The sequence below is a fragment of the Mycobacteroides sp. H001 genome (assembly GCF_001440005.1).
GTDB classification, from domain to species: Bacteria; Actinomycetota; Actinomycetes; order Mycobacteriales; family Mycobacteriaceae; genus Mycobacterium; species Mycobacterium gwanakae.
The window spans coordinates 41,932-55,003 of sequence record NZ_LJYH01000019.1 but is presented as its reverse complement, the minus strand read 5'-3'; the positions used below and the strand labels follow the sequence as shown (position 1 = coordinate 55,003).

General features: G+C 64.4%; 10 protein-coding genes. 2 read left to right on the top strand and 8 right to left on the bottom strand.

The window, feature by feature from the left end; genetic code table 11:
* Positions 1–28 precede the first annotated feature (28 nt).
* The 7 genes from cydC to AOT83_RS01480 form a co-directional block, all read right to left on the bottom strand.
* Positions 29–1,681 (bottom strand): thiol reductant ABC exporter subunit CydC, encoded by a 1,653-nt coding sequence (gene cydC / locus AOT83_RS01510; protein WP_057965789.1) that lies wholly within the window; start codon positions 1,679–1,681, stop codon positions 29–31.
* Positions 1,665–3,329 carry a thiol reductant ABC exporter subunit CydD gene (cydD, locus tag AOT83_RS01505; protein ID WP_057965790.1) on the bottom strand — a complete coding sequence of 555 codons (1,665 nt, stop codon included), beginning with the start codon at positions 3,327–3,329 and terminating at the stop codon, positions 1,665–1,667. The genes cydC and cydD overlap by 17 nt, the downstream gene beginning before the upstream one ends.
* Positions 3,326–4,354 (bottom strand): cytochrome d ubiquinol oxidase subunit II, encoded by a 1,029-nt coding sequence (gene cydB, locus AOT83_RS01500; protein WP_057965791.1) that lies wholly within the window; start codon positions 4,352–4,354, stop codon positions 3,326–3,328. Before cydB ends, cydD begins: the two co-directional genes overlap by 4 nt.
* Positions 4,355–4,384: 30 nt before the next feature.
* Entirely contained in the window at positions 4,385–5,839 is a 1,455-nt protein-coding gene (locus tag AOT83_RS01495) for a cytochrome ubiquinol oxidase subunit I (protein ID WP_030097736.1), read from the bottom strand.
* A gap of 129 nt (positions 5,840–5,968) precedes the next feature.
* Positions 5,969–7,306 (bottom strand): glutamate-1-semialdehyde 2,1-aminomutase, encoded by a 1,338-nt coding sequence (locus AOT83_RS01490; protein ID WP_057965792.1) that lies wholly within the window; start codon positions 7,304–7,306, stop codon positions 5,969–5,971.
* Complete coding sequence (locus tag AOT83_RS01485; protein WP_131726947.1) at positions 7,303–8,646, bottom strand: O-antigen ligase family protein; 1,344 nt, start codon at positions 8,644–8,646, stop codon at positions 7,303–7,305. Before AOT83_RS01485 ends, AOT83_RS01490 begins: the two co-directional genes overlap by 4 nt.
* Positions 8,618–9,544 carry a hypothetical protein gene (locus AOT83_RS01480; RefSeq protein WP_057965794.1) on the bottom strand — a complete coding sequence of 309 codons (927 nt, stop codon included), beginning with the start codon at positions 9,542–9,544 and terminating at the stop codon, positions 8,618–8,620. The genes AOT83_RS01485 and AOT83_RS01480 overlap by 29 nt, the downstream gene beginning before the upstream one ends.
* Positions 9,545–9,674: 130 nt before the next feature.
* On the opposite strand from AOT83_RS01480, the gene AOT83_RS01475 reads away from it, so the two are divergent.
* Positions 9,675–10,481, top strand: a complete 807-nt coding sequence (locus AOT83_RS01475) for a WecB/TagA/CpsF family glycosyltransferase (protein WP_157858382.1) — start codon at positions 9,675–9,677, stop codon at positions 10,479–10,481.
* Between the two features lie 3 nt (positions 10,482–10,484).
* Here AOT83_RS01475 and AOT83_RS01470 read toward each other — a convergent pair whose 3' ends face one another.
* On the bottom strand, positions 10,485–11,561 hold the full coding sequence (locus AOT83_RS01470; protein WP_057965796.1) for a glycosyltransferase family 4 protein: 1,077 nt from the start codon (positions 11,559–11,561) through the stop codon (positions 10,485–10,487).
* A gap of 32 nt (positions 11,562–11,593) precedes the next feature.
* Between AOT83_RS01470 and AOT83_RS01465 the strand changes: the two genes are divergently transcribed.
* Positions 11,594–13,069 (top strand): flippase, encoded by a 1,476-nt coding sequence (locus tag AOT83_RS01465; RefSeq protein WP_057965797.1) that lies wholly within the window; start codon positions 11,594–11,596, stop codon positions 13,067–13,069.
* Positions 13,070–13,072: the final 3 nt, after the last annotated feature.

Sequence of the window (13,072 nt, the reverse complement as noted above, 5' to 3'; positions counted from 1 at the left end):
GGCGGGGGTGGTGGCGGCGGCGTTTCCGTCATACCTGCACTGTATCGCCGAGCCGGATACGTGGGCAGGACACCGAATCGGGCAGATGGTGGGTTGCGACTATGACGGTTCGGCCAGCCAGCAGTGGACCCGCGGGGTCCAGTAGCTCTCGTAGGAACGTCTCGGCGGCCTGCCCGTCGAGATGTTCGGTGGGTTCGTCCAGCAGCACCACCGGCACTTCGGAGAGCAGTGCCCGGGCGAGAAGCAGCCTGCGGCGTTGCCCGCCCGATACCGAGGCCGCACCTGCTGTCAGCACCGTGTCCAGCGCGTGTGGCAATGCCTCGATCCAGGAGTCCAGGCCGACGTCGGACAGCACGTCGAACAGCTCTCCATCGGTCGCGTCGCCGCGCGCGACGAGCAGGTTGTCGCGCACCGTGGTGGCGAAGATGTGCGCGTCCTCGCCGAAAAACCTGATGAGCGAGGGCAGTTCGGTGGCGGGTAGGTCCGTGATATCGGTGCCGCCGATCCGGATGGCACCGGACGCCGGCGGCGTGAGGCCGGCAAGCGTTGTGAACAGGGATGTCTTGCCGATGCCGCTGGACCCGGTGATCGCCATCCGCGCGCCTGCAGCCAGCCGAAACGACAACGGACCCGATGCGGAAGGGCCGGTCCGCCACGTTAGGTCAACGCATTCAAGCGGGACGCCTGCCCTGCCGTTGGCAGGCATCACATCGACCGGTGCGGACGTGTCGTCCCCTGCCATCACGAGTTCTTGCAGGTTCCGCGCCGATGCGCGGGAGCGGGCTATGCCGATGGCTGCGGCGGGTAACGCGGCGGAGGCCTCGAATGCGGCCAGCGGCAGCAGCACCAGGACGGCAAGCGTCGTGGGTTCGACGTGTCCGGCCAGCTGGACCGCTGCGGCGAACGCCCCGACGACTGCGGCGCCCACGGCGAGAGTCGGAACCGCCGCTGACCATGCGGCGGGAACGGCGGCGGCGTCTTGAGCTGCGGCCCAGTCTCTGCGGCGTTGGCGCGCCAGTTCAAGCTGACGGGGGAGAAGTCCTCGAACTCGCAGTTCCGGGGCATGATCCAGGATCTCGACCGTCGTCTCGGTCTGCAGGGCGCGGGCCCGGGCGCCGCGTGTCTCTCGTGTACTGGCGGCCCGCGACGCCAACGCGGGTGCCAGCACGTCGGCGACCAACAAGGCACACGCCAAAATGGCGGCGGCAGGTATCGATATGAACGCAACTGTCGCGGTCGCGGCCACTCCGAGCACCCCGGCTACCGCGACGGGTATGACGCTGCGGACCACCGTCTCGGCGAGTTCGTCGATATCGGTGCCGATCCGGTCGAGCACCACGCCCTTGCGGACCTCGCCGGCCGCGCCGCCGACTAGTCGCGCGTACACGTGTGCCCGGACGGTGGCGGCGCCGCGCAGCGCGATATCGTGACCGGCCAGCCGTTCGCAGTATCGCCAGATGCCTCGCGAAATGCCCAGTGCGCGTACCGCAACCACGGCCACGGACAGATCGAGTACCGGAGGCATCTGCCATGCCCTGGTGATCAACCATGCCGACAGACCCGCCAGCGCCAGTGCGCTGCCCAGCGCCAAGACACCGCATGTAACGGCCACGGCCAGTCGCACCGGCCGCACCCGCAAAGCGATCAGCCAGTGCCGCAGCGGATCAGAGGTATGCGACATGTCTTGCCTGCACGGTGAACACAGCGTCGGCGGCAGCCAGAACAGGCGCCCGATGGCCGACCAGCACCACCGTCGCACCCCTGCGGGCACGAGAAACCAATGCGGCAAGTACACCGGCCTCGGTATCGGCGTCGAGGTGCGCTGTGGGCTCATCGAGCAGCAGGATCGACCGATTGGTGCCGAGCACACGGGCCAGGCACAGCCGTTGGCGTTCTCCCAGTGAAAGCCCGCTGCCGCCCGCACCGAGGCGGGTATCCAATCCGTCACGCAGCGTCTCCAGTGTGCTGTCGAACCTGCTGTCGATCAGTGCGGATTCGAGATCGTCCAGCGGCCCGAACATCTCGAGGTTCTCGCGCACGGTGCCGGGTACCAGCACCGGGCGCTGTGGCAGCCATCCGAGCATTGACCACCAGTTGTCGCGCTGGATCCGCTCCAGTGGCACCCCGTCCACAAGAACCCGGCCCTGAGCGGGCGTGGTCAGCCCAGTAATGGTGTGCAACACCGTCGACTTTCCGGCGCCATTGTGCCCGGTAAGAACCGTCACGGCGTGGGGGCGGATTGTTGCGGTCAATTCCCATGGTGCGTAACCACTTCGGTCCGTCACGCTGATGGCGTCGAGTTCGATGACCGGATTCCTGCGTGGAGTCTGCGTTCCGCCGGCTGCCGCCGGGGGCCCGAGGGCATCGAGGAGTTCGAAGGCCTTGTCCGCGGCAGCTGTGCCATCGGCAGCGCTGTGGAACTGGATTCCGACGCGTCGTAACGGCCAGTACACCTCAGGTGCCAGGATCAGGACCGTCAGCGCGGTGGTCAGGTCGAGGTGCCCGAAAACCAAACGCATGCCGATCCCCACCGCGATGAGCGCGACGCTGAGGGTCGCGATCATTTCGAGCACCATCGCGGACAGAAACGCCACCCGCAACGTAGCCATTACCGAACGGCGCTGAGAAGTACCGAGTTCGGTGATTCGGCGTAGTGGAGTCGCGGTGCGCCCGAGCGCACGCAGCGTCGGGATACCCGCTATCAGATCGAGAATCTGACCGGTGGCCGCGGTCGATGCCTGCAGTGCGGCCTCCGCTCGATCGCGGGTGAGCAGGCCGATGAGAACCATGAATATGGGAATCAGCGGCAGAGTGATCGCGACGATGATGGCGGATCGGATATCGGACAGTGCGATCACCAATGCGGCGGCAGGTGTCACGATTGCCGCGCTGAGGACCGCGGGGAGATATCCGGCGAAGTAGGGGCGCAGGTCTTCCAGTCCCCGGGTCAATACCGTCGTGGCCGAATCTCGGAACTGCTCGAGGTCACGTGGCTGCGCCTCGGCGATGGCCGACAGCAGCTGGTCATCGAGGTCGGCGATCACCCCGGTTGCGCCGCGTTCGCTGAACCGGGTCTGTACACCCTGAGCCGCCGCCCGAAGCGTCCAGAGCACCACGAGGATGGTCATCGGCTGCCCCATATGGGCCATATCGCGGCTCGCCGGATCGGTGATCAGTAGCGCGAGGGCACGTGCCAGGACCACCGCGATCGTCAGGGTGCAGGCCGTCATCACCAGCTCGCAGAGCACCGTCAGGATCAGGTAGCGGCGGGCAGGAGCGCTGCGGCGCCACAGTCGGGGATCGATCGGGGCACTGCGCGAGCTCGTCATCGCACGGGTAGCCCGACCGGGTCGGGAATCTGGTCGGCCGAGATGCGCTGCCGGAACACCCAATATGTCCAGCCTTGGTAGATAAGCACCACGGGAGCGGTGACCGCGGCGGCCCAGCTCATCACCCTGAGCGTATAGGGGCTTGACGATGCGTTTGTCACGGTCAGGTTGTAGGCCGGATCAAGGCTGGAGACAATCAGATTCGGATAAAGAGAGCCGAAAAGCAACGCGACGACCGCGACCACTGTCAGGCAGGTGCAGGCAAAAGCCCATCCGTCACGGGAGACTCGCGAAAAGGTTGCCGCGCCGACCAGCGATAACGCGGCAATCACGAGTGCGATCCACGTCCAGCTCTTGCCGTAGGCAAGCTGAGTCCACAGTCCGTATCCACCCGCGGCGACGATCACGGGAACCGCCAGCTTGCGTGCCGTGGAGACGGCGTCCTCTCGCACCGCGCCGGCGGTCTTGAGCGATATGAACAGCGCACCGTGAAAGGCGAAGAGCCCCACGAAAACTACGCCGCCTAGCAGCACATATGGTCTGAGCACATCGCCGATGGTGAGGGTGAGCTGCTTAGCACTGTCGACCGGAAGCCCGGCGAGCATCGCCGAGAATGCCACGCCCCACAGCAGTGCCGGAATCCAGGATCCGATCGCTATCCCGAGATCGCAGCGGGCACGCCAACGGGGGTCATCGATCTTTCCCCGCCATTCGATGGCGACGATCCGGACGATCATGGCCACCAAGATGAGCAGCAGCGGAAGGTACAGCCCGGAGAACACCGTTGCATACCAGTGCGGAAAGGCTGCGAACATCGCGCCCCCCGCGGTGATGAGCCAGACCTCGTTGCCGTCCCATACCGGCCCGATGGTGTTCAACACGGCCCGTCGCCGGCGGTCATCACCACGGCCGAGGGGATGCATGAGCATCCCGACGCCGAAGTCGAACCCTTCGAGCACGAGGAAGCCGAGGAACAACACCGCCACGACGATGAACCAGAACTGTTGCAATGCTGTGGGATTCATGTCCGGAACCTCCTTACGCGGCTGGTTGGGCTAGTAGGCGAAGGACAGCGGTTTGACACTGTCGTCATCGGTCACGGGCGAAGCTGGTTCGGTGTCGTGCTCGAGGGGCCCCTCGATGGTGTATCGGCGGATCAGCCAGAACCACACCACACCCAGTGCGCCGTACAGGAGGGTGAACGTAATGAGCGATAGCCATACCGTGGCCGCGGAATGGTGGGAGACCGCCAGATCTACGGTGAGCCGGATCTGCTCCACCCCAGTCGGATTGGGTGCCACCACCCACGGTTGCCGGCCCATCTCGGTGAACACCCACCCGGCGCTGTTGGCAAGGAACGGGGTAGGGATGGCCAGGATCGAGAGCCAGGCGAACCAACGCTGACTGGGGATGCGCCCACCACGGGTGACCCATAACCCTGCCAGCGCCAGCAAGGCCGATCCGGCAGCCAGCCCGATCATCGCACGGAAGGACCAGTAGGTGACAAAGAGATTGGGCCGGTAGTTGCGCGGTCCGAACTTCTGCTCGTATTCCTTCTGAAGGTCTTCCACACCCTTGAGAGTGACGTCGGTGAACTTGCCCTCGGCCAGGAACGGCAGCACATACGGCACCGAGATGGCGTGTGCCACGCTGGCGCAGTTGTTGTGCGTACCGACCGTCAACACCGAGAACTTCGGGTCCTTCTCGGTGTAACAGAGGGATTCTGCCGACGCCATTTTCATGGGCTGCTGCTGGAACATCAGCTTGCCCTGGACGTCCCCGGTAGCCGCCAGCGCACCACCGGACAGGATCATCACGGCGCACGCACCGATGGCGGCGGGCCGGTACATCGTGCGTGCATCGTCGAGCGTGCCGACCTTGTGGGAGCGGACCATCCACCAACCACAGATTCCCGCGACGAAGGTGCTTGCGGTGAGCAGGGATCCGGCGACGGTGTGGGGGAACGCGGCCAGCGCGGTGTTGTTGGTCAGGAGCTCGGTAATGCTGATCAGTTCGGCACGGCCGGTCTCCGGGTTGTAGACGGCACCGACCGGATGCTGCATGAACGAGTTGGCGGCAATGATGAAAAACGCCGAGGCGTTGACGCCGATCGCCACCATCCAGATACACGCCAGGTGCACCAGCTTGGGCAGCCGCGTCCATCCAAATATCCATAAACCCAGGAAGGTTGACTCCAAGAAGAAGGCCACCAGCCCTTCGAGGGCAAGAGGAGCGCCGAATACGTCTCCGACGAAGCGGGAGTATTCGCTCCAGTTCATTCCGAACTGGAATTCCTGCACGATGCCGGTGGCCACACCCAGGGCGAAGTTGATGAGAAACAGCTTGCCGAAGAACCGGGTCAGCCGGTACCAGGAGTTGTTGCCGGTGACCACCCATGCGGTTTGCATGATGGCCAGAAGCGGAGCGAGCCCAATGGTCAACGGCACCAGAACGAAGTGGTACACGGTGGTGATGCCGAACTGCCATCGGGATACGTCCAGGGCGTTCATCGCCACCTCCTACGACGCAGCGTAGTAGTAGTTGCTATCCAAGATCAACGCGATACGGGCCACATTTACTAATACGCCAACGAGGCGAACGCGGGGCGATAAACGCATGAACCCACAAGATGGGTGCGGCTACGGGATCCGTCGGGGTTCGGCGAGTGAGCGTAATGCCGGCGCCACAGCCGGACCCGCCAGGAATCCATCGGTACCGCCCGCATCGAGAGCGCGCCGATAGATCTCGGCGGCACCGCGCACCGCCTCGAGCGTCAATTCGATGTCGACAGACGTGTGTGCGGCGGAGATCACAAAGGATTGCCCCAGCACGCCGCGAAGCAGAAGTTCTTGCAACAGCAGCGCCCGATACGCCTGTGAGGGCTGCCGGTCCGGGTCGAGGCTCGTGAAGGTGAGGCATGACGACCGTCCCGCGGTCTGAATATGTTCGTCCACACCAAGTTCTGTGGTGATCTCGGCCACGCCTGACGCAAGGCTGCGGCCCGCGGCCTCCATCGCGTGAACGGGGGCGTCATCACGGTAGGACTGCACCACCGCACGAAACGCGGCCAGCCCCACAGCTTCTGGCCCATTGGTGGTGGACAGGAGAAACGTCCGGGGGTCATCGGTCCGCAGGCCGCCGCGTTCCATGTAGTCCCGCTTTCCGGCGAGTGCGGCAATCGCAAATCCATTGCCCATGGCCTTGCCCCAACATGACAGGTCGGGGGTTACCCCGTAGACCGCCTGGGCGCCCTGGCGCGACCACCGGAATCCGGTGATGATCTCGTCGAAGACCAGCAGTGCACCGTGGTCGGTGCACAGTGACCGCACCGATTCGAGGAATCCGGGTGCGGGCTCGGCTGCCGCGCTGGCCGCTTCCATGATGACGCAAGCGATTTCCCCCGGGAAACGGTTGAAAAGCGTGACCAAAGAATCGACATCGTTGTAGCTGAATCTGGCGATGTCGTCGGTCGCCGACTTGGGGATGCCCGCGTTCATCTCGGTGGTGCCAATGAACCAATCGTCGGTTGAGAAGAACGGCTGCCGGCATGCCGCCACCTTGGTGCGCCCGGTGACGGCGCGGGCCAGGCGGATGGCGGCGGTGGTCACATCCGACCCGTTCTTGGCGAACTTGACCATCTCGGCGGTCGGCACGGTACGCAGAAAGTCTTCGGCGGCTTCGGCTTCCAGCACCGTGGGCCGGCTGAAACTCACACCCCGCGCCAGGGTTTCGCGAACCGCCTCGACCACGGGACCGTACGCATGACCGAGCGTTATCGCGCGCAGTCCCATGCCGTATTCGACATAGGAGTTTCCATCTATATCCCATACCCGTGCAGCCGCCCCATGGGTGAGCACCGGTGCCATGCCCAGCGGGTACTGATCGGCTCCGCGTGCATAGGTATGTGCGCCTCCCGGCACCGCGTCGTGGAGCCGGGCCTGCCATGCGTTCGACTGATCGAATCCCCGGTGTGTCATGTCTGGACTTTCTGATTGCGTTTTACCAGCGCCCATGCCGCACCCGCGAGCACGATCAGCAGCCATCGGACCATCGAAATTTGTTGGAAAGCAGATACATCCAACACCGAGGCGACGACGGTGAGCGCGACGAGCGCGCCGAGCACACCGTTGATCAACTCCGTGGTGGGCACATCCTCGCAGCGGTTGCGTGCCCTGGCCGCGTACATGATGGCCGTGATCATCAGGACGATCAGGGTCAGCAAGCCCAAGATCCCGCCTTCGATGAGGCGGCTGAGGTATTCGTTGTCGAGGACCGGCTGCTCGGGCCCGAGGGGATAGGTGAACGCTCCCTGGCCCAACCAGAAATGCTCTGTCCAATGGGCCATCACGTAATCGATTCCGCGGGCGCGTGATTGCAGCGACGGATCGTCGGCGCTACCCATGAAGGTACTGATGATCGCGTCGAAGACACCCAGGCCGCTCACCGCGGCAACTGCCGCCGCACCGAGGGCAGCCGCGACCAATCCCGCGAGCCGCCGCACCGGCCAGCGCCACGACATCACCAGAATGGCTGCCGCCAATCCGATGAAGGCAGATCGCGAAACCGTCACCACCGAGCCTGCGATCACCACGATGGTCAGCAGTGCCCAGGGCCAGGCTTTACGGCCGGCGGCCTGGGCGCTGTAGACCAGTGCAACCCCGATGGGGGCGATGGTGGTCAGCACCGCACTCAGCTCGAGGGCATGGGCGGCGGCACCCTGTGCACGGACGACGCCTTCACGGACAATTCCGTGTGCGACACCGGTATCCCCGAACTTCATAATGCCGGGGATGCGGATCATGGCCGCGATATCGACACCGGTGCCGAACTGCACCAGGGCGAAGGCCGCGGTGATGGCAGCGCCGATGACGAGCGCCTTCAACAACATTTCGATAGTGCGCGCGGAATTGTCGGGGTAGGCGGCGAAAAGAAAGACGAAACCGATGAGCGCGGTCACCGTTACCGCGAACGCCGCAATGCCCTGCCCAGCCTGAATCAACGCCACGTGCGGAAGAACGTGTGTGGTGACGACGTTGAAGGACACCACCGTTGCCAGTAGTGAGGCCAGAATCGCGATCGCGAGCCCGCGAGCACCAAGGGCAAGTCGGTGCCCTGATAACACCCAATAGACACCCAGGGCGCCAACGAGAATCAACGCGACCTGGGCGGGGCTCAGTCCCTTGAGCGCGTAGACCGCGTACACCTGTCGGGTGCTCAGGAGCACGATCAATGCCAGCGCCACGAACGTGACGGTGGCCGGCCCGCGGCCGGACACCACTGTGGCCGGGCTATCGGTCTGAGGAAGGCTTGTCGTCACGCCAGCTACGGAAATCGGTGAGTCGGGGTGGAGTCCAGTTCAAGACCGCTTGGGCAAGTGCCTCGTCGTCAATCTCGACGTTGTCCAGATCATCATCGATGATCGTTGCCTTCGAAGGGTTTGCCACACTCTGGCCGCTACCGTTCGTTTCAGCCCGGGCCGGTTCCGCGACGGGTTCGGCAGCGGCGGGACGCGTGTGCGCGTTCTCGCCGCCCTTCGTCTTCGCCCGGGCCTTGATCTTGGTTCTGCCATCAGTGGACTTTTCTTTGCGACGACGGGCGGCAAGTGCGTCATACACCAGCAGCCCGATGATGCCTGCCAGCAGCGCCGCGACCGCCATGGAGCCCGCCGATTTCATGGCGCTGGAGGATGTCACGACCGGTGCGGTGGGTTCCTGCAGCACGGTGAGGCTGGCCCAGTTCTCGGGGGAGACGGAGGCACCCACCTGGAGTTTCACCAGGTTGTCGCGGGCAACGTCCAGCAACGCCGAAGCGCCTGCCTGACAGTCGGAAGTAGCGCTGCACAGCACCAGAATCGACACTTGCGGTGAGGGCTGTTGATTGCTCGGGCCCAGGTCGATGGTGTTCGAGACCTTGTAGTCCACACCCGGTGCCGCGGCAGCGATCACGGCCTGCGCGGGCTGGCTGGACATCGACGTGGCAAGGATGCCGGCGAGCTGGGCCTTCTCCGGCGAGAGGTTCAACATGGGGTTGGCACCGAGAGTGTCACCGGTCGACGAATACGTGGGCGGCGGTATCACCACGGCCGACGCGGTAGATGCCCGGACGGTGACGCCAGTGGTGTATCCGTAGGCGCCCGCACCGCACATCAGCAGGATCACCAGAAGTAGCGCAATTCGCCGGTTCAAGATCCGCTTGACCAGGTCGTTGACGTTCACGGGCGCTCCGACTCTCGCTATCGTCCGGACTATCCGCAGCAGGCGCGCCGTCCCATAACCAGCGTTATTGGTCACGAGCATAACCCACACTTGCCCGCTGTCCGGAATGGACGGCGCTAGGCTGTCCGCCGTGTCGACAGATCAGCTGGGCTCGCCGATAAGGGTGACGATCTCCGAGGTCACGGTGGATCTTTGCTCGGTGCGCGCCGTGCTCGACGCGGTGACACAACGTGCCTCAGCGTGTGGCGCGCGGCCGCTTGTTGTCGGCTCGGTGAACCTGGACCATTTCCATCATTTCGGTTCTGGTCGCGCGAACCCCGATTGCGCAGCATTGGGTCCCGCGCTGGATTGGTTGATGCTTGCCGACGGGGCGCCGATCGTGGCGCGCGCCCGCCTCAAGACTCGGCAGAATTGGCCACGGATTACCGGAGCAGACCTATTGCCGATGGTTCTGGCACAGGCGGCAGGCACAGGTCACCGCGTCGGATTCCTCGGCGGGCTACCGCAGGTGCACGACAGGTTGCGCGCTGTACTGCACGAGCGTTATCCGGGTCTTGCCGTATCCGGTCTCTGGGCACCCGATCGCGCAGATCTCATCGATCCGGATCGCAGCGATGCGCTGGCGGGGGACATCGCTGCCGCAGACACCGATGTGCTGGTCGTGGGGCTTGGAAAGCCCTTACAGGAATTGTGGATTGCACGCCACGGTCTGACTGCGGGTGCGCGCGTCCTGCTGGCCTTCGGGGCATCGGCGGACTTCCTTGCCGGCGCCGCGACGCGCGCCCCGGAATGGATGCAGCGCTGCGGACTCGAATGGTCCTACCGGTTGGGTCGGGAACCCCGCCGCATGGCCCGCCGGTACCTGATACAGGGACCGGCCGCGGTGGTGCGGTTACGAAAGGCCGCCGTCGGGCCCGCACTGCCTTGGCACGCGTAGTAGCTAAACCCCATGGATAATGCTCGCGAAATGCTCAGCCATCCGTTCGGAGCTGAACTCCGCCCGTGCACGCCGCGCCCCAGCCTCTCCCAGGGCGCGGGCGCGGTCAGGATCGCGCGTCAAATCTGCGATCGCACGGGCGAAGGCATCGGGGTCCCCGGGTGGCACCAATACACCGTCGACGTCGTCGCGGACGTAATGCGCTATGCCCGGGTTGTCTGTCATCACCACCGGGCGCCCACTGGCCATGGCCTCGAGGGCGACGGTCAGACCAGAACCGGTGATCACGTTGGGCCGCACCGCGATCGCCACGAGTGTGGATCGCCGGTACAGATCGCGCATCCGTCCGTACAGCCGCTCGGTGTGCAGCGTGACAACCTCGGATGGTGCGGTGATCGGCAGGGCCGTGGCCAGCTCGAGCCCAAGGCCGGGACACTGTTCGCGGGCGATCAAAACCGCCTCGACAAGAAGTGCGTGATCGCGGTGGACATCTTCACCCGCGCTGACCACCAGGGGAGCGCCCGCGCTCTCCCACGGTTGCACTCGATAGAAATCGGTATCGATGCCCACCGGCGCGAAATGCAGCCGGGCATCATCGACACCCCAGGCCCGCGACAGCAGTTCGACCTGCGGGGGAGACTGCGAGAACACCGCAGCACTGCGGGCCAGCGCATGGCGCGCGAGTCCCCGATGAATCGGCGAAGAGTCCGCGGGCTCGGTGAGCCATCCGACTCCGGTCACCACCGGTGGGCTCATCCGCATCGCGGCGGCACAGGCCGCGGGCACTCCGGTGCGTTCGTCGTAGCAGAAGACGACGTCGCTTTCGCGACGCGCAGCCCGGTCTGCGACGACTTCCAGGATCTCAAGATCTCCTGTTCGATAACGGATCTGACCGGCCACACGCTCGAAGCGGCGCCCGAAAGAGAACTCACTGAAGGTCGGCGTCACACCATAGTTGGACAGCCGGTGCAGTCCATAGGGTGCCTGATCCGGCACCTCATCGGCGCGGTTCCGGGCCTCCCATCGCGAAGCCGAAACGCCGTGTGGCAAAGCCACATACGCGTGCAGTCGTCGTTGCATTGTTCCCATCCCGTATCGCCGCAAGGTAGCACATGACATCCGAACATGCCGATGGATCCCCGGTCGTCGAGCCGGCCTCGGGGCGCCGGATTGCCAGTGCCGTCGCATGGCAACTCGGTGGCCGGGTGCTGGGGACCATCGCTTCCATCGCCGGGATCGCACTCACAACCCGCGCTCTGGGGCCAGAGTCCTACGGGCATCTCAATGCCGCGATCTTCTTCATCGGTTTATGGACCAGCCTGACAGAGCTGGGTATCGGCGTCGTGATCGTCCGACGGGTCTCGGCTGGCGCCGGCAGTCTGCAACGCTTGGTCGGTATCAATCTTGCTTTCTCGCTCAGCTATTGCCTTCCACTTGCCGCAGTGGCGGCGCTCTCGGGCTGGCTTATCTACGCGGATCACCCCGAGGTGCAGTCGATGCTGCTCATCATCAGTGCGAGTCTGACCCTGACGACACTGTCGAGCTGCCTGAACCCGATCTTCATGTCTTCGGTCCGGTTTTCGGCGGTGGCGCTGGCGGACACACTGTCCCGGGTAGCGATGCTGGCGGTCACGATTTTCCTGGTCACCGTTGACGCAGAACATGTTTGGTATGCGCTGCCGCAGGTGGTCGCCCCGGCCACACTATTGCTGATTCAAGGCATCGCGGCTCATCGGATCACGCCGTTGCGAATCATTCTGTCGGCGAGTGAGACGTGGGGCCTGGTGCGCGAAAGCCTGCCGCAGACGATGGTGCTCATCATCGGGGTGCTCTATTGGCGAATCGACGGTGTGATCCTGAGTCTGTTGAGCACGCCTGCGGAGGTCGGCAGGTATGGGCTGGCGTACCAGACAGCGTTCACCTTGTCATTGGTAGGGAACTTCTTTCTGGGCGCGACCCTGTCCACGATGACGGGGCTGTTCGCCGCCTCGCGCGAGCGTTTCGCCGCCTTCATCGAGCGATCCATGGGACTGATGTTCGCCATCGCGGTTCCGGTGGCAGTGGTCGGGTTTTTCGTGGGACGAGATCTGGTCGCACTTCTGGGGTCCGAGCAGTTCGTGGACAAATCAAACCTGGTGATGCCGTTGCTTCTGGTCGCGGTGGGACTGACCTTTCTCACCGGCACCGTCAGCCAGGCGCTCTTCGCGGCACATCATCAGACATTTCTGCTGCGCCTCAATGTGTTCAATCTTGCCGCCAACATCGTTCTCAATGTCGCGCTGATTCCGCACCTGGGTTCATTGGGCGCGGCGATCGCGCTGGTAACCAGCGAGGTGGTGGGCTTGGTTGCCGCCAGCGTCAGGTTGACGACCTGCACGGGCTATCACACACCGTGGATGTTTCTGTTGCGGTTGGGACTACCGACCGTGGCCGCGGTGGGTGCGCTACTCACTGCCGCACAGTGGATCCCCGAGTTGGTCGCCGCCGTCATCGCCGCCGGTGTCTATGTCGGCGTGAACCTGTGGGCGGGGCCCGTGCACCTGCGTGATGTTCGGGAAATCCTCCGTAAGGAGGCCACTGATGGGTGATCC